This is a genomic window from Pseudomonas sp. EYE_354 (assembly GCF_023148575.1).
Lineage (GTDB): Bacteria > Pseudomonadota > Gammaproteobacteria > Pseudomonadales > Pseudomonadaceae > Aquipseudomonas.
The window spans coordinates 18,519-34,425 of the sequence record NZ_JAHXNQ010000015.1 but is presented as its reverse complement, the minus strand read 5'-3'; the positions used below and the strand labels follow the sequence as shown (position 1 = coordinate 34,425).

The 15,907-nt window shown below is 60.9% G+C and carries 16 protein-coding genes; 8 read left to right on the top strand and 8 right to left on the bottom strand.

Annotated elements, in window-relative coordinates; all coding sequences use genetic code 11:
- Positions 1-45: 45 nt before the first annotated feature.
- Positions 46-1,452, bottom strand: coding sequence for a lytic transglycosylase domain-containing protein (locus tag KZX66_RS20090; RefSeq protein WP_248082575.1), 1,407 nt, complete (start codon positions 1,450-1,452; stop codon positions 46-48).
- Between the two features lie 98 nt (positions 1,453-1,550).
- Positions 1,551-2,318 (bottom strand): hydroxyacylglutathione hydrolase, encoded by a 768-nt coding sequence (gene gloB, locus KZX66_RS20085; RefSeq protein ID WP_248082566.1) that lies wholly within the window; start codon positions 2,316-2,318, stop codon positions 1,551-1,553.
- A 65-nt stretch (positions 2,319-2,383) separates the two neighbouring features.
- On the opposite strand from gloB, the gene KZX66_RS20080 reads away from it, so the two are divergent.
- From KZX66_RS20080 to KZX66_RS20060, 5 genes are all read left to right on the top strand, one after another.
- Positions 2,384-3,142 carry a methyltransferase domain-containing protein gene (locus tag KZX66_RS20080; protein ID WP_248082564.1) on the top strand — a complete coding sequence of 253 codons (759 nt, stop codon included), beginning with the start codon at positions 2,384-2,386 and terminating at the stop codon, positions 3,140-3,142.
- 47 nt (positions 3,143-3,189) lie between these two features.
- On the top strand, positions 3,190-3,642 hold the full coding sequence (rnhA, locus tag KZX66_RS20075; RefSeq protein WP_003173571.1) for a ribonuclease HI: 453 nt from the start codon (positions 3,190-3,192) through the stop codon (positions 3,640-3,642).
- An 82-nt stretch (positions 3,643-3,724) separates the two neighbouring features.
- Complete coding sequence (dnaQ, locus tag KZX66_RS20070) at positions 3,725-4,465, top strand: DNA polymerase III subunit epsilon (RefSeq protein WP_248082832.1); 741 nt, start codon at positions 3,725-3,727, stop codon at positions 4,463-4,465.
- Between the two features lie 86 nt (positions 4,466-4,551).
- Positions 4,552-6,807, top strand: a complete 2,256-nt coding sequence (locus tag KZX66_RS20065) for an Orn/Lys/Arg decarboxylase N-terminal domain-containing protein (protein WP_248082562.1) — start codon at positions 4,552-4,554, stop codon at positions 6,805-6,807.
- Between the two features lie 8 nt (positions 6,808-6,815).
- On the top strand, positions 6,816-7,397 hold the full coding sequence (locus KZX66_RS20060; RefSeq protein WP_248082560.1) for a GNAT family N-acetyltransferase: 582 nt from the start codon (positions 6,816-6,818) through the stop codon (positions 7,395-7,397).
- Here KZX66_RS20060 and KZX66_RS20055 read toward each other — a convergent pair.
- On the bottom strand, positions 7,394-8,287 hold the full coding sequence (locus KZX66_RS20055; protein ID WP_248082558.1) for a LysR substrate-binding domain-containing protein: 894 nt from the start codon (positions 8,285-8,287) through the stop codon (positions 7,394-7,396). The two genes, KZX66_RS20060 and KZX66_RS20055, sit on opposite strands and share 4 nt — an antisense overlap.
- 180 nt (positions 8,288-8,467) lie before the next feature.
- On the opposite strand from KZX66_RS20055, the gene KZX66_RS20050 reads away from it, so the two are divergent.
- Entirely contained in the window at positions 8,468-8,806 is a 339-nt protein-coding gene (locus KZX66_RS20050) for a hypothetical protein (RefSeq protein WP_248082556.1), read from the top strand.
- A gap of 61 nt (positions 8,807-8,867) precedes the next feature.
- Here KZX66_RS20050 and KZX66_RS20045 read toward each other — a convergent pair whose 3' ends face one another.
- Positions 8,868-9,104 (bottom strand): hypothetical protein, encoded by a 237-nt coding sequence (locus KZX66_RS20045; protein ID WP_016979714.1) that lies wholly within the window; start codon positions 9,102-9,104, stop codon positions 8,868-8,870.
- Between the two features lie 228 nt (positions 9,105-9,332).
- Between KZX66_RS20045 and KZX66_RS20040 the strand changes: the two genes are divergently transcribed.
- Positions 9,333-9,890 carry an NAD(P)H-dependent oxidoreductase gene (locus KZX66_RS20040; protein WP_248082554.1) on the top strand — a complete coding sequence of 186 codons (558 nt, stop codon included), beginning with the start codon at positions 9,333-9,335 and terminating at the stop codon, positions 9,888-9,890.
- Between the two features lie 52 nt (positions 9,891-9,942).
- Here KZX66_RS20040 and poxB read toward each other — a convergent pair whose 3' ends face one another.
- Together poxB and KZX66_RS20030 are read right to left on the bottom strand one after the other, a co-directional pair.
- Positions 9,943-11,667 carry a ubiquinone-dependent pyruvate dehydrogenase gene (gene poxB / locus KZX66_RS20035; RefSeq protein ID WP_248082552.1) on the bottom strand — a complete coding sequence of 575 codons (1,725 nt, stop codon included), beginning with the start codon at positions 11,665-11,667 and terminating at the stop codon, positions 9,943-9,945.
- 77 nt (positions 11,668-11,744) lie between these two features.
- Positions 11,745-12,977 (bottom strand): NADH:flavin oxidoreductase/NADH oxidase family protein, encoded by a 1,233-nt coding sequence (locus tag KZX66_RS20030; RefSeq protein WP_248082550.1) that lies wholly within the window; start codon positions 12,975-12,977, stop codon positions 11,745-11,747.
- Positions 12,978-13,048: 71 nt separating this feature from the next.
- Between KZX66_RS20030 and KZX66_RS20025 the strand changes: the two genes are divergently transcribed.
- Positions 13,049-13,453, top strand: a complete 405-nt coding sequence (locus tag KZX66_RS20025) for a MerR family transcriptional regulator (RefSeq protein ID WP_248082549.1) — start codon at positions 13,049-13,051, stop codon at positions 13,451-13,453.
- A 40-nt stretch (positions 13,454-13,493) separates the two neighbouring features.
- On the opposite strand, the gene KZX66_RS20020 is transcribed toward KZX66_RS20025, so the two are convergent.
- Positions 13,494-13,988 carry a DUF934 domain-containing protein gene (locus KZX66_RS20020; RefSeq protein ID WP_248082547.1) on the bottom strand — a complete coding sequence of 165 codons (495 nt, stop codon included), beginning with the start codon at positions 13,986-13,988 and terminating at the stop codon, positions 13,494-13,496.
- Entirely contained in the window at positions 13,972-15,630 is a 1,659-nt protein-coding gene (locus KZX66_RS20015) for a nitrite/sulfite reductase (protein WP_248082545.1), read from the bottom strand. The genes KZX66_RS20020 and KZX66_RS20015 overlap by 17 nt, the downstream gene beginning before the upstream one ends.
- Between the last annotated feature and the right edge of the window lie 277 nt (positions 15,631-15,907).

Here is a 15,907-nt window from a genome sequence, read left to right as displayed (position 1 = left end):
AGCACGCTCGCCACCACCGCTCGCGGGCTTGCACGATTTTGCCGATCAGCGCGGTCCGGACACTACGAGCATCTGCCCAGGCTTCAGCGCCTGGCCGGTGCGCGGATTCCAGCGCTTGAGATGTTGCATCTCGACATTGAAGCGCTTGGCGACGATGTACAGCGAATCGCCTTTCTTGACCTTGTACTGCACCGGCTTCTTGCTGCTGGCTACCGCGCGGCGGGTGTCCTGCATCACCAGGGTCTGGCCGACCTTCAGGGCCTGGCCGTTGAGCTGGTTCCAGCGTTGCAGGTCATGCACATCGACCTTGTTGGCCTTGGCGATCAGCGTCAGGTTATCGCCGCTGCGCACCTTGTAGGTGCGGGTACGGCCGGCCACCCGTGCGGTCTCGACTTCGTCGAAGACCTGTTTTTTCGGGCGCATCGCCAGCAGCTCTTCAGGCTTCATTGTCGAGAGGGTACTGGTGAGCAATTGTGCCTTGGAACTCGGCACCAGCAGATGCTGCGGGCCATCCAGGGTGGTGCGTTGCTTGAGCGCCGGGTTGAGCTGGAACAGCTCGTCTTCGTCGATTTCAGCCAGCGCGGCGACCCGGGACAGGTCCATGCTTTGCTTGACTTCCACCACTTCGAAGTAAGGTGTGTTGGCAATCGGGTTCAGGTTGACGCCGTAGGCCTCGGGGGCCAGCACCACCTGGGACAGCGCCAGGAACTTGGGCACGTAGTCCTTGGTTTCCTGGGGCAGGGGGAGGTTCCAGTAGTCGGTGGGCAGGCCGAGCTTTTCGTTGCGCTCGATGGCCCGGCTCACTGTGCCTTCGCCGGCATTGTAGGCGGCCAGCGCCAGCAGCCAGTCGCCGTTGAACATATCGTGCAGGCGGGTCAGGTAGTCCAGGGCGGCGGTGGTGGAGGCGGTGATGTCGCGGCGGCCGTCGTAGGCACGGGTCTGGCGCAGGTTGAAGTAGCGGCCGGTGGAGGGGATGAACTGCCACAGCCCGACTGCATCGCTGCGCGAATAGGCCATTGGGTTGTAGGCACTTTCGATCACCGGCAGCAGCGCCAGCTCCAGGGGCATGTTGCGTTCTTCAAGGCGTTCGACGATGTAATGAATGTAGAGGCTGCCGCGTTCACCGGCATTCTCCAGAAAGGACGGGTTGCTGGCGAACCACAGGCGCTGTTGCTCGATGCGCGGGTTGACGCCTACGTCGTCCTGCAATTGAAAGCCCCGACGCATGCGCTCCCAGACATCCTGGGGCACTTCGGGGGTGGGCTTCTCTGAGAGCCAAATGGGTTTTTGCTTGATCTTGGCGGCAAGATTGGGTTTGGGTTGCACGGTGGATTGTGCGGCGAAATTTGTTGATTGGCAGCCCGCCAGCGTTGCGGAGACAGCCACCGCCACAGCTTGAGCCAGGCGGGTCAATGCGTCTGAATGGTTGGATTTACGAATAGATGACGACATTGGCTGGAAGTAAGTTCCGGGCAAAAATGTCGGGCGATTCTAGAAAGCGCTTTGGTTCCGGTCAACCATTCAGAAATTACGTATCAGATCGCGTCGTCTTAGAACTTATCTTTCCATGCCCTCAAGCTAGCAAACACCTCGGCCCCAGCCCGATTGTCGCGTCCATTCCGTTCGTCCGCTTTTTGTTTAACAGATGTTTCGGTGGTACGCAAAAAGGGGTTGGTGCGCAGCTCCAAGGCCAGGTTGGAGGGCAGCGTCATCTCGCCGCGAGCCCGCAACTGGCGGACGTTTTCCACCCGTTCGGCGATATCGGCGTTATGCGGTTCCACCGCCTGGGCAAACTTGAGGTTACTTTGTGTGTACTCGTGGGTGCAGTACACCAGCGTCTCGGCGGGCAGTGCGGCCAAACGTGTCAGCGAGCTGTGCATCTGCTCCGGTGTGCCCTCGAACAGGCGGCCGCAGCCGGCGGCGAACAGGGTGTCGCCGCAGAACAACACACCCTGGTGATAAAAGGCGATGTGGCCCAGGGTATGGCCGGGCACGCTATAAACGTCGAAGTCCCAGCCCAGCACAGTAATACGGTCGTTGTCGTGCAGGGCGACGTCCCGTGCCGGGATTTTTTCGCTGGCAGGGCCATACACTTTGGCACCTGTCACGGTTTTCAGTTGGTCGACACCGCCCACGTGGTCGTGGTGGTGATGGGTGATCAGGATGTCGCTCAAGGTCCACTGCGGGTGCTGTTCGAGCCAGTCCAGTACTGGCGCGGCGTCGCCAGGGTCGACCACGGCGACGCGCCGGGTCTGCGCATCCTGTAACAACCAGATGTAGTTATCGGTGAAGGCGGGCAGGGCACTGATCTGTATCATTCTTCGATTCGCCAAGCTGAACACATTGGTGCATCTTAGAACGTCTAGGCGAGTTGGAGAATGCAATGACTGATAAAGCGTTCGCCCAGGCCGATCCTGAATGGCTGGCCTTGATCGGCGCGGCCCGCGAATGGTTGTCCGGGCCTGTCGGGCAATTTCTGCTGGACGAAGAACGACGCATGCTCGAAGACGAGCTGGGGCGTTTCTTCGGCGGTTACCTGGTGCATTACGGCCCCTCCGCACAGACGCCGCCGTCCGCACCGCAGGTGCAACGCAATGTGCGCCTCGGCGCGCCGTTGCCGGGTGTGGAGATCGTCTGCGAGGAACAGGCCTGGCCATTGAGCGAGCACGCCGCCGACGTAGTGGTGTTGCAGCATGGCCTGGATTTCTGCCTGTCACCCCACGGTTTGCTGCGCGAAGCGGCGAGCAGCGTGCGGCCGGGTGGTCATCTGCTGATTGTTGGTATCAACCCCTGGAGCAGTTGGGGCCTGCGCCATGTGTTCGCCCATGATGGCCTGGGTCAGGCGCGCTGCATCTCGCCGTCGCGGGTGGCGGACTGGCTGAACCTGCTGGGCTTCGCGCTGGAGAAACGCCGCTTCGGGTGCTATCGTCCGCCGCTTGCCTCGACCAAGTGGCAGGGCCGCCTGGCCGGCTGGGAACGCCGCGCAGGCGCCTGGCAGTTGTCCGGAGGTGGCTTCTATCTATTGGTGGCGCGCAAGATCGTGGTCGGGCTGCGACCGGTGCGCCAGGTAGTGCGCCAACCCATGGGCAAGCTGGTGCCGATGCCGATGGCCAAGGTCAACCGCAAGCAAAGCGAACCGTAACACCTCTTTTTTGATTTCAGACCCGCCTGTTTTGATGGATGTAACCGATGACCGATAGCGTTGAACTCTTCACCGATGGCGCCTGCAAGGGCAACCCGGGCCCTGGCGGCTGGGGCGCCTTGCTGGTGTGCAAGGGTGTCGAGAAGGAACTGTGGGGCGGCGAAGCCAATACCACCAACAACCGCATGGAGCTGATGGGGGCCATTCGCGGTCTGGAAGAGCTCAAGCGTCGCTGCAATGTGCTGCTGGTGACCGACTCGCAATACGTGATGAAGGGCATCAACGAGTGGATGGTCAACTGGAAGAAGCGCGGGTGGAAAACCGCGGCCAAGGAACCGGTCAAGAATGCCGACCTCTGGCAGTTGCTCGATGAGCAATGCAATCGCCATGACATCACCTGGAAATGGGTGCGCGGTCACATCGGCCACCCCGGCAACGAACGCGCCGACCAGCTTGCCAACCGTGGCGTGGACGAAGTGCGGGGCTACAAGCAGAGCTGATCCCGACCGACGTGTTAACATCGCGCCCTTTGACGCCTACCGCACTGCACACCACCCCGTTGAGAGCTGAACCCTGATGGCCATCCGATCTGTTGTACTCGATACCGAAACCACCGGCATGCCAGTGACCGACGGTCACCGGATCATTGAAATCGGCTGTGTCGAGCTCATGGGTCGGCGTCTCACCGGGCGTCACTTCCACGTCTACCTGCAACCGGACCGCGACAGTGACGAGGGCGCGATCGGCGTGCACGGCATCACCGACGAATTCCTCAAGGGCAAGCCGCGTTTTGCCGAAGTGGCCGATGAGTTCTTCGAATTCATCAATGGCGCCCAACTGATCATCCATAACGCGGCGTTCGACGTCGGCTTCATCAACAATGAATTTGCCCTGATGGGGCAGACCGACCGAGCCGACATTTCCCGGCACTGCTCGATTCTCGACACCTTGATGATGGCCCGTGAGCGCCACCCGGGCCAACGCAACAGCCTCGATGCGTTGTGCAAACGCTATGGCGTCGACAACTCCGGCCGTGAGCTGCACGGCGCCTTGCTCGACTCGGAGATTCTCGCCGACGTTTATCTGACCATGACCGGCGGGCAAACCAGTCTGTCCCTGGCCGGCAACGCGTCCGACGGCAGTGGTTCGGCAGAAGGCTCCGGCAATCGCCCTTCGGAAATCCGCCGCCTGCCGGCTGATCGCAGACCCACCACCATCATCCGTGCCAGCGAGCAGGACATGCTCGAGCATGCGCAGCGCCTGGAAGCCATTGCCAAGTCGGCCGGTGCGCCGGCGCTGTGGACGCAACTGACCCAACAGTAATTTCGGGGGGTGGCAAAATCTTCATTCGCCACATCTGCTCCCAGCTTCTACCCTTGAGTGCATAGCCCTCAGGACTAGACGCCCTCATGTATAAAGACCTGAAGTTCCCTGTCCTTATCGTGCACCGCGACATCAAGGCTGACACCGTCGCTGGCGACCGGGTTCGCGGCATCGCGCGGGAGTTGGAGCAGGAGGGCTTCAGTATCTTCTGCGCGGTGGACTACGCCGAGGGCCGGCTGGTCGCGTCCACCCATCACGGCCTGGCCTGCATGCTGATCGCCGCCGAAGGCGCCGGCGAAAATACCCATCTGCTGCAAAACATGGTCGAACTGATCCGTCTGGCGCGGGTGAGGGCGCCCAACCTGCCGATCTTTGCCTTGGGTGAGCAAGTCACCTTGGAAAACGCTCCGGCCGATGCCATGAGCGAACTCAACCAGCTGCGCGGCATTCTCTACTTGTTTGAAGACACCGTGCCGTTTCTGGCCCGGCAAGTGGCGCGGGCCGCTCGCACTTACCTGAACGGCCTGTTGCCGCCGTTCTTCAAGGCCCTGGTGCAGCACACCGCCGATTCCAATTATTCCTGGCACACCCCCGGTCATGGCGGCGGCGTGGCTTATCGCAAAAGCCCGGTGGGGCAGGCGTTTCATCAGTTCTTTGGGGAGAATACCCTGCGTTCGGATTTATCCGTATCGGTGCCCGAGCTGGGCTCGTTGCTGGACCACACCGGGCCCTTGGCCGCGGCCGAAGCCCGTGCCGCGCTTAATTTTGGCGCCGATCACACGTTCTTCGTGATCAATGGCACCTCCACCGCCAACAAGATTGTCTGGCATTCGATGGTCGGCCGCGACGACCTGGTACTGGTGGACCGAAACTGCCACAAGTCGGTGTTGCACTCGATCATCATGACCGGCGCGATCCCGTTGTACCTGTGCCCGGAGCGCAATGAACTGGGGATTATCGGCCCGATTCCCCTGAGCGAATTCAGCCCCGACTCGATCCGCGCCAAGATCGAGGCGAGCCCGCTGACCCGTGGCCGTGCGCCGAAAGTCAAACTGGCCGTGGTCACCAATTCCACCTACGACGGCCTGTGCTACAACGCCGAGTTGATCAAGCAGCAATTGGGCAACAGCGTCGAGGTGCTGCACTTTGACGAAGCCTGGTACGCCTACGCGGCGTTTCATGAGTTCTTCGCCGGGCGCTACGGCATGGGCACCTCGCGTACCCCGGACAGCCCGCTGGTGTTCACCACCCACTCCACCCATAAGCTGCTGGCTGCGTTCAGCCAGGCCTCGATGATCCATGTGCAGGACGGTGGCGCGCGCCAACTGGACCGCGATCGTTTCAACGAAGCGTTCATGATGCACATCTCCACGTCGCCGCAATACAGCATCATCGCCTCGCTGGATGTGGCCTCGGCCATGATGGAAGGCCCGGCCGGGCGTTCGTTGCTGCAGGAAATGTTCGACGAAGCCCTGAGCTTTCGCCGTGCGCTGGCCAATCTGCGCCAGCATATCGCCGCTGAGGACTGGTGGTTCTCCATCTGGCAGCCGCCCTCGGTGGCCGGCATCGACCGTGTTGTCACAGCGGACTGGCTGCTGCAACCACAGGATGACTGGCATGGCTTTGGGGATGTGGCCGAAGACTACGTGTTGCTCGACCCGATAAAAGTCACCTTGGTGATGCCCGGTCTCAACGCCGGCGGGGCCTTGAGCGATTGCGGGATTCCCGCTGCGGTGGTCAGTAAATTCCTTTGGGAGCGCGGGCTGGTGGTGGAAAAGACCGGGTTGTATTCCTTTCTGGTGTTGTTCTCGATGGGCATCACCAAAGGCAAATGGAGCACCTTGCTCACCGAGCTGCTGGAGTTCAAGCGCAGCTACGACGCGAATGTCAGCCTGGCCAGTTGTCTACCCTCAGTGTTCGCCCAAGGGCCGTCGCGCTATCAGGGTCTGGGGCTGCGCGACCTGTGCGATCAACTGCATAGCTGTTACCGTAGCAACGCCACCGCCAAGCACCTTAAACGGATGTACACAGTGTTGCCGGAGATTGCGATGAAACCGGCCGATGCCTACGATCAGATGGTCAGGTGCGAGGTGGAGGCCGTGTCGATTGATGCGTTGCCTGGGCGCATCGCAGCGGTGATGCTGGTGCCCTATCCGCCGGGCATTCCGTTGATCATGCCGGGTGAACGCTTCACCGAGTCGACGCGATCGATCATCGACTACCTGGCATTTGCCCGCACGTTCGACAGCAGTTTCCCCGGTTTTGTCGCCGATGTTCACGGCTTACAACACGAAGATGACGGCAGTGGTCGTTGTTACACCGTTGATTGCATCAAGGCTTAAGGAAGTTTATGCAAGCTGTAATGAACCCGAAGTATCCAGGGCTCAGTGTGAGGGTCGCCGACGAAGGTTTTGATGCCTACGTGTGGGGCAATGACTTCAGTTTTGAGGTCAGCGCCTATGGTGTGCCGCAGATGGGCGCGCGCGTCGACCAGTGGCCGGTGGAGCGCATCGTGCCGTACCGCAAGTGCTATGGGATTGACCCGGAGGAGTTCGCCAGCTTTCGTGATGCGCCAGACAGTGCGATTTTCATGGCCTACCTGGACGACCGCCCGGTGGGGCACGTGGTGGTCAGCACCAACTGGAACGGGTTTGCCCATGTGGATGAGTTGGCCGTGGCGTTGCCCGCGCGGCGCCACGGTGTGGCCAAGGCGTTACTCGATGTAGCGCAGTTCTGGAGCCGCAAGAAAAACCTGCCGGGCATGATGCTCGAAACCCAGAACAATAACCTTGGGGCATGCCGTTTATACGAGCGTTGCGGTTACGTGATGGGCGGGATCGACCACCTGCGCTATCGCGGCATCGACCCGCAGACCCGCGAAGTGGCGATCTTCTGGTACCGGCTGTTCAAGAGCGACGTCAACAAGGCTTAACCCAGCAACAGGCTTTCAGCCTTCTGCGTGACAATCTCCAGCAACGCATTCAAGGCGGGTGAGGTCGCGCCATCCCTGAGCGTCAGCGCATACAGGCTGACCATGATCGGCGGCGACACCGGGCAGGCGTCCAGCCCGGCCTCGCGTGCGCCGCACGCGGTGAACGGGTCGACAATCGCCAGGCCTTCTCCCGCTTCCACCATGCTGCGCATCATCTGGTAGGTCTGCACCCGCGTCTGCACCACCGGCAGCGGGCGCAAGGCCTGCAGTTTGGCATCCAGCAGGCGACTCAGCGGGTCATGGCCCTCCAGCCCGATCATCGACTGCCCGGCCAGGTCTTGCAGCGCAATGTACTTTTGCCTGGGTTTGAGCCAGCCGTGGGGGGCGAGTACTTGCAGTTTGCCCTGAGCCAGCACGCTGCCGAGGATTTGCGGGTGCTCCGGATCATGCAGACTCAGGCCCACGTCGGCCTCATGCAGCAACAGGCTTCTGACGATGTCCCGGGTTGGCTGGCTCGACAGGTTGCACGGCGTGTCCTGGAAGCGCCGGCGCAGCACCGCAATGCTTTGCGGCAGCAACTGATTGGCCAGCGGCGGGGTGCACAGCGCGCGTAACGTGGGGGCGTGATGGTGTTTAAGGCGGCTGGCCAGGCGCTGCACGGGCTCCAGCGCTTCATACACACCGGCGATTTCGGCCTGCAACGCCAGTGTTTCCCGGGTCGGCTGCAAGCGCCCGCGCACACTGGCGAACAGCATAAAGCCCAGTTGCAACTCGGCCTCTTTGAGCGCCGTGTCCACATCGCCCACGGGGAGTTGCAACCATTCGGCGGCCGTGCCGAGGTGTCCGGTCTGCAAGATGGCCTGAATCACTTCGAGATGACGTAAACGCATCGCCGGAGTCTATGTGCAGCGCGTGGGGGATTCAATGGCGCAGGCGATTGTGCGCAAAAAAGACTGTGTGGGTCGCCTCTGTCGCTGGCGTTCGGCCACGACCTCACTAGAATGGCTCGTCTGATCATTAGCGACCAATGCCGTTTACCGGCACATACAACAAAAACAGGTCTGATCCATATGCCGATTCCCTCGCACTTATTCGGGGTAACGGCCAAGCAACTTGCGGTCTTGGTGACCGTCGGCTGTGCGGCTGCTTATCTGTTGAGCAACCCTGACGAAACCAATCCGGAAAACCTGGCACTTGAAGCCTTTATCCGTTCCCAGGAACAGGTAGGCGAACAGGTGGGGGCGGTGCTGGGTATTACCTTGGTCAGACAGGTGGAGGCGTATCCCGCGTACAACACATCGGGTTACACGCGCTCGATGTACGCCGTGGACGGCGAGCGGGGGCGCTTGATGGTCACGCTCAAGCGGGGTGAGCAGGGGATCGAAGTCACGGAGATCCGCAGCCCTTGATCACGCCAGCCCAGTCGATGCCGTCAATGGCCAGGACTGAGCAGGTCATTGGGGCGCGATCTTATGAGGCGAGGGTCGTTTGCGATTCGCGGACCAGAATCGTCCCGGATTGAATCAGTTTGAATTCATCGCCTTCCAGTTTTTCTACACGGTCGCCAATGGCCAGCTTGTAGGTAGTGGTGGGCGCCGAGCCAGCCAGGTCGCCTTGCGCCGGGTTGGATTCCTGGAACTCATGCACTGAATACACGCGACCTTCCGCGTCTCTGGCATGGAACTGTCCGACAAGTACTGCTGCCATCTGTTTAGAACCTCTGGAGATAAACACTCGATATACCGTTGTGTAGACCGTCATAAAGAGAGGTAGTTTGCCTACGCAAAAAAAATACTATTCGTTGGTTTTTTGAGACGCTTCCTACGCATTGAAGCGCGGGATAAATGCCGGGAGGAATCTCAAAACCTGCTGGTGAACCTGCCGCGAAGCCTCTATAACTAACAGCTCCTTTAATCAGACGTCGGGAAAACCTCAATGAGCAAGGTCTACACGATTGCCGTCCTGGTTGGCAGCTTGAGAAAAGAGTCGATCAACCGCAAAGTCGCGCTGGCATTGGCCGAACTGGCCCCCGCCAACCTGAAATTGAACATTGTCGAAATTGGCGATCTGCCGCTCTATAACGAAGACATCGACGGTGCTTCACCGCCGGCAGCCTACAGTACTTTCCGTCAGCAGGTGAGTTCATCCGACGCAGTGCTGTTCGTGACCCCGGAATACAACCGCTCGGTACCGGCGCCGCTGAAGAATGCGATCGACGTGGGTTCGCGCCCTTACGGGCAAAGTGCCTGGAGCGCCAAGCCGGGCGCGATCATCAGCGTGTCGCCGGGTGCCATTGGCGGCTTTGGTGCCAACCACCACTTGCGCCAGTCCCTGGTGTTCCTGGATGTGTGGTGCATGCAGCAACCGGAAGCGTACCTGGGCGGCGCGGGTAACGTGTTTGATGAGTCCGGCAAGCTGTCGGAAAAGACCAGGCCGTTTTTGCAGGCGTTCATCGATGCCTACGGGCAGTGGGTGGAAAAACACAAGGGCTGACCCTCGCCTATGCCAGACCGTGGGAGCGGAGGTGCTCCCACGGTTTTTCAGATCAACGCAGCCAGTTCGTACGCGCCAGTTCGATCACCTCATCACCGCGCCCGCTCATTACCGCCTTGAGCATGTACAGGCTGAACCCCTTGGCCTGTTCCAGCTTGATGCTCGGCGGCATCACCAGTTCCTGGGTGGCGGTCACCACGTCCACCAGCACCGGCCCGTCATGGGCCAGGGCACGGCGCAACGCCGGTTCGAGATCTTCGGATTGCTCCACCCGAATACCGAGGATGCCCATGGCATTGGACATGGCCGCGAAGTCCGGGTTTTTCAGCTCGGTGCCGGCATCCAGGTAACCTGCGGCCTTCATTTCCATGGCCACGAAGCCCAGGGATGAGTTATCGAACACAATGACTTTGACCGGCAGTTTCAGCTGTGCCAGAGAGATGAAGTCGCCCATCAACATCGCAAAACCGCCGTCGCCCGACATGGAGATCACCTGCCGTCCCGGGAACGCCGCTTGCGCGCCGATGGCCTGGGGCATGGCGTTGGCCATGGAACCATGGTTGAACGAACCGATCAGGCGGCGTTTGCCGTTCATCTTCAAGTAACGCGCGGCCCACACCGTGGGCGAGCCGACATCGGCGGTAAAGATCGCATCCTCGTCCGCCAGCTCACTGAGCAAGCGCGCCACATACTGTGGATGGATCGGCCGGTTGGCTTTGGAGGGCTGCGCCAGATCATCGAGGCCTTGGCGGGCTTTTTCGTAGTGCTTGAGTGAGGTCTCCAGGAAGCTGCGGTCGGTCTTGCGCGTCAGGCGCGGCAGCAGGGCGTCGATGGTTTCGCTCACGTCGGCGGCGATGCCCAGGTCCAGGGTGGCGCGACGCCCCAGCGCCTGCGGGTTGCGGTCAACCTGGATGATCTTGGCGTCGGTGGGGTAGAACTGACGATAGGGGAAGTCGGTACCGAGCATGATCAGCGTGTCGCAATCGAGCATGGCGTGATAGCCGGAGCTGAAGCCGATCAGGCCGGTCATGCCCACGTCGAACGGGTTGTCCCATTCCACATGTTCCTTGCCGCGCAGCGCGTGCACCACGGGCGCGCCGAGCGTATCGGCCAGGGCTACCACCTGCGCGTGGGCACCGGCGCAACCGCTGCCGCACAGCAGGGTGACTTTCTCGCTGCTCTTGAGGATTTCGCTCAACAGCTCAAGATCGGCTTGCGCCGGTAGCGTGCGCGGCGCGTGCAGGGCCGGCCAGGGCTTGAGCGTTTTTTCAACTTCCAGCAGCGACACGTCCCCTGGAATCACCACCACCGCCACGCCGCGATTGAGGATCGCCGAGCGCATGGCGCGGTGCAGCACCTGAGGCATTTGTTCGGGGTTGGTCACCAGCTCGATAAAGTGGCTGCATTCCTTGAACAGTTCCTGGGGGTGGGTTTCCTGGAAGTAGTTGAGGCCGATCTCCGAGGACGGAATCTGCGCGGCAATTGCCAGTACCGGCACATGGTTGCGATGGCAGTCGAACAGGCCATTGATCAGGTGCAGGTTGCCCGGCCCGCAACTGCCGGCGCACACCGTCAGCTCGCCAGTGGCGGCCGCTTCGGCTCCGGCGGCGAAGGCGGCGACTTCTTCGTGGCGCACATGCATCCACTCGATGCTGTCCATGCTGCGCAACGCGTCGGTGAGGCCATTGAGGCTGTCGCCGGTCAAGCCCCAGATGCGCTTGATGCCCGCCTGTTCAAGGGTGGTCGCCAGTTGTTGAGCCAGGTTGATTTTCGCCATGAAGCACTCCAATCGTCAGTGATGTTAAAAACTGCTGATCAGTAGGGGACAGTTCGATCACGGCGAATGCTCCGTCTTTAATGTGAAGATTGCGTCATGGCCGCACGGTATTGCCGGGTGCGTCGTGCGATGAACCATTGGTCACGCACCAGCGCCAGCCAGGGAGCGGTCTTGGCGTTGGGCAGGCGGCCACGGCTGAGGCGACGCATCTGGTCACGCACCACAGCAAGGGTGGCGAGTGAGGCCAACGGTTTGCGCTTCCAGTCAATGGGTGCCAACTGCGGGTTGAGGTCGCGCCCGGCGCGCCAGTGTTTGATCAATTGCGGTTCCAGGGTCAAGGCCGTGGCAATGCCCGCCATGGCGATGCCGCTGTCGAGAACCTGCTGCACGACCGGCAGACGACGTATGCCGCCGGTGACCATTACGGGCAGGGTGGCGATGCTGGCCATTTGCGCGGCAAATGCCAGGAAGTACGCCTCGCGGGCCAGGGTGCGGCCGTCCCGCGCTTCGCCTTGCATGGCCGGGGCTTCGTAGCTGCCGCCGGACAACTCCAGCAGGTCGATGGGCAGCGCGTTGAGCATTTCGACCACCGCCTGCGAGTCGGTTTCATCAAAACCGCCGCGCTGGAAATCCGCCGAATTGAGTTTGACCGATACGCAAAACGACGGGCTGACGCTGGCGCGTACGGCGCGGATGACCTCCAGCAACAGGCGTGCGCGGTTTTCCAGGGGGCCGCCCCAGCGGTCGGTGCGCCTGTTGCTCAGGGGTGACAGAAACTGGCTGAGCAGATAGCCATGGGCACCGTGGATTTGCACACCGGTGAAGCCCGACTTCTCGGCCAGGCGCGCACTGGTGGCGAAGCGCTGGATCACCTCCTGGATATCGTCTTCGCGCATGGCCTTGGGCTTGGCGAACATCTTGGAAAATCCACCCAGGTCCAGGGCAACGGCTGAGGGCGCCACTGCTTGCTGACCCAAGTTGGCCATGGTCTGGCGTCCCGGATGGCTGAGCTGCATCCAAAAGTGCACGCCTTTGCCTCGGGCCACATCGGCCCATTCACGGAAGCTCTCCAAGTGCTGTTCGTCTTCCAGGACTACGCCGCCGGGGCCGGTCATGGCGCGGCGGTCGATCATCACGTTTCCGGTGATCAGCAGGCCGGGTTCACCTTCGGCCCACGTCTTGTACAACTGCTTGAGCGCACGGGAAGGCGCCTGATCAAGGTCCGCCATGTTTTCTTCCATCGCCGCCTTGGCGATGCGGTTGGCGATGACTTGGCCATTGGGCAGTTGCAGGGCTTCAAAAGGTGACATGGATTGACTCCTGAGCGGGGGAGGCCTCAGGCTAAGCTTAAAGTTAACTTTAATGTCAAGCGGGAATGGCGATGAATATTGGTGAGCTGGCAAAACAGAGCGGGTTGGCGGCGTCGCGTATCCGCTTTTATGAGGCCGAAGGGCTGATCAACCAGGTCGAGCGTATGCCCAACGGCTATCGGCGTTACGCACCTGAGGCCTTGCAGATCCTGCAATTGATTCAAAGCGCGCAACAGGCGGGGTTCAGCCTGCAGGAGCTCAAGGCGTTGATGCCGGCGCCAGGCGAGCACAAACGCGAAGAGCTGATCGACGCGCTGGAGCGTAAGGTGGCGCAGATCGAAGCGATGCAGGCACAACTGGCCCATAACAAGGCGCAGTTATTGAGCGTGATTGACGCGGTGCGGGCGCAGCCTGAAGGCGTGCCGTGCTCCGCGGGACAGAAGCAGGTGTTGGCTTCGATCAAAATCCAGGCGTAAAAAAGCCCTGGCATACCAGGGCTTTTTCAGACGCCGGGGCTTAGCGACGACGGAACAGCGGCAGCGGTTCGTCCGTTGCCGCCTGGTACGTCACCGAGAAGTCCTTGAGGCTTTCGAGTGCTTCATACGGATCTTTGTCGGCGCGCAAGGCAAAGGCATCGAACCCGCAGCGATGCAGATAGAACAACTGGTCGCGCAGCACGTCACCAATGGCGCGCAACTCGCCTTTGTAGCCGTAGCGGTCACGCAGCAGACGTGCGTTGGAGTAGTTGCGCCCGTCGGTGAAGGCCGGGAAGTTCAGGGCGATGACCTGGAAGTGCGCCACGTCTTCGCCAATTTCCTCAGCTTCTTCATCCGCGTCGAGCCACACACCCAGGCCGCCATCCCGGGCCTTGAGGGCGTGGGCGTGTTCGCGCCACAGCGCCAGCGGCACGATCAGGTCGTCGCAGTTGGAGATGCCATCGAAGCTCGCGTCCTTGGGCAGCAGGTGCCAGGTTTCGTCGACGATTTCGTTGTTCTTAATGATTCGCTGCATAGACGCGCTCCTTGAACAGGTCAATGCCGATGCGCTGATAGGTGTCGATGAAACGCTCATCTTCGGTGCGCTGTTCGATGTACACATCGATCAGTTTGCCGATCACCTCCGGCATGGCTTCCTGGGCGAAGGACGGGCCGAGGATCTTGCCCAGGCTCGCATCGCGGCTGGCGCTGCCACCCAGGGACACTTGGTAGAATTCTTCGCCTTTCTTGTCCACGCCCAGAATGCCGATGTGGCCGACGTGGTGGTGACCACAGGCGTTCATGCAACCGGAAATGTTCAGGTCCAGCTCGCCGATATCGAACAGGTAGTCCAGGTCGTCGAAACGGCGTTGGATCGATTCGGCAATCGGGATCGACTTGGCGTTGGCCAGGGAGCAGAAGTCGCCACCCGGGCAGCAGATGATGTCGGTCAGCAGGCCGATGTTCGGCGTGGCGAAACCACCTTCGCGCAGCTCGCCCCACAAGGTGAACAGTTGGTTCTGCTCCACGTCCGCGAGAATGATGTTCTGCTCGTGGGACGTGCGCAGTTGACCGAAGCTGTAGCGCTCGGCCAGGTCGGCGACGGCGTCCAGTTGCTTGTCGGTGATATCGCCAGGGGCAACACCGGTGGGCTTGAGCGACAGGGTCACAGCCACATAGCCCGGCTTTTTGTGCGCCAGGGTATTGCGGGTGCGCCAGCGGGCGAAGCCTGGGTGCTGCGCGTCGAGTGCCGCCAGTTCCGCGTCCTGATTGCTCAGGGCCTTGTACTCGGGATCGACGAAGTGCTTGGCCACGCGATGCACTTCGGCTTCGGTCAGGGTGGTCTGGCCGCCACGCAGGTGTTCCATTTCGGCGTCGACTTTCTGGGCGAACACCTCGGGGGTCAGTGCTTTGACCAGGATCTTGATCCGGGCCTTGTACTTGTTGTCACGACGGCCATAGCGGTTGTAGACCCGCAGGATGGCGTCAAGGTAGCTCAACAGGTCCTGCCACGGCAGGAACTCGTTGATAAACGCGCCCACCACCGGTGTACGGCCCAGGCCGCCGCCGACCAGTACACGAAAGCCCAGTTCGCCGGCGGCGTTGTACACCGGCTCCAGGCCGATGTCGTGCACTTCGATCGCTGCACGGTCCGAGGTCGAGCCATTGACGGCGATCTTGAACTTGCGCGGCAGGTAGGCGAATTCCGGGTGGAAGGTGGTCCATTGACGGATGATTTCGCACCAGGGGCGTGGGTCGATCAGTTCGTCGGCAGCGACGCCGGCGAATTGGTCGGTGGTCACGTTGCGCAGGCAGTTACCGCTGGTCTGAATGGCGTGCATCTGCACGGTGGCCAATTCAGCCAGAATGTCCGGCACATCTTCCAGGGCTGGCCAGTTGAACTGCACGTTCTGGCGCGTACTGATGTGGGCATAGCCTTTGTCGAAGTCGCGGGCAATCTTGGCCATCATGCGCGTCTGGCGCGAAGTCAGTTGGCCATAAGGCACTGCCACCCGCAGCATCGGCGCAAAGCGCTGAACATACAGGCCATTTTGCAGGCGCAGAGGGCGGAACTCTTCTTCGCTCAGTTCACCTGCTAAGTAGCGTCGGGTCTGATCACGGAACTGCTTGACGCGGTCCTCGATGATGCGCTGATCGTATTCGTCGTATACGTACATATAGGTCCTGTTCTCGGCAAATCTGCGCGCACGGCCGCGCACTCCCAACGGAGCCGGCGCACGATACCAGTTTGCGTTTATGCGCAAAAGTGATGTTTGAGTATATGCAAATAACCAAAATGACTAATGAGAACGGTTATCGGAGTAACCACATTTGTCATGCGGGCAATCCTGGACTTTACTGTGCTCGTGTCTTTGTGCAATCACCTATAAAACCGACAAGAGGCGATGCGATGAGCAATCCGACAAAAGCCCGTAAACCCGACAGTACCGTGGA

Bases quoted from the DNA above. Each gene is read 5' to 3' on its own strand.
- KZX66_RS20090 (WP_248082575.1), bottom strand. From the start codon at position 1,452: ATGTCGTCATCTATTCGTAAATCCAACCATTCAGACGCATTGACCCGC.
- gloB (WP_248082566.1), bottom strand. From the start codon at position 2,318: ATGATACAGATCAGTGCCCTGCCCGCCTTCACCGATAACTACATCTGG.
- KZX66_RS20080 (WP_248082564.1), top strand. From the start codon at position 2,384: ATGACTGATAAAGCGTTCGCCCAGGCCGATCCTGAATGGCTGGCCTTG.
- rnhA (WP_003173571.1), top strand. From the start codon at position 3,190: ATGACCGATAGCGTTGAACTCTTCACCGATGGCGCCTGCAAGGGCAAC.
- KZX66_RS20065 (WP_248082562.1), top strand. From the start codon at position 4,552: ATGTATAAAGACCTGAAGTTCCCTGTCCTTATCGTGCACCGCGACATC.
- KZX66_RS20060 (WP_248082560.1), top strand. From the start codon at position 6,816: ATGCAAGCTGTAATGAACCCGAAGTATCCAGGGCTCAGTGTGAGGGTC.
- KZX66_RS20055 (WP_248082558.1), bottom strand. From the start codon at position 8,287: ATGCGTTTACGTCATCTCGAAGTGATTCAGGCCATCTTGCAGACCGGA.
- KZX66_RS20050 (WP_248082556.1), top strand. From the start codon at position 8,468: ATGCCGATTCCCTCGCACTTATTCGGGGTAACGGCCAAGCAACTTGCG.
- KZX66_RS20045 (WP_016979714.1), bottom strand. From the start codon at position 9,104: ATGGCAGCAGTACTTGTCGGACAGTTCCATGCCAGAGACGCGGAAGGT.
- KZX66_RS20040 (WP_248082554.1), top strand. From the start codon at position 9,333: ATGAGCAAGGTCTACACGATTGCCGTCCTGGTTGGCAGCTTGAGAAAA.
- poxB (WP_248082552.1), bottom strand. From the start codon at position 11,667: ATGGCGAAAATCAACCTGGCTCAACAACTGGCGACCACCCTTGAACAG.
- KZX66_RS20030 (WP_248082550.1), bottom strand. From the start codon at position 12,977: ATGTCACCTTTTGAAGCCCTGCAACTGCCCAATGGCCAAGTCATCGCC.
- KZX66_RS20025 (WP_248082549.1), top strand. From the start codon at position 13,049: ATGAATATTGGTGAGCTGGCAAAACAGAGCGGGTTGGCGGCGTCGCGT.
- KZX66_RS20020 (WP_248082547.1), bottom strand. From the start codon at position 13,988: ATGCAGCGAATCATTAAGAACAACGAAATCGTCGACGAAACCTGGCAC.
- KZX66_RS20015 (WP_248082545.1), bottom strand. From the start codon at position 15,630: ATGTACGTATACGACGAATACGATCAGCGCATCATCGAGGACCGCGTC.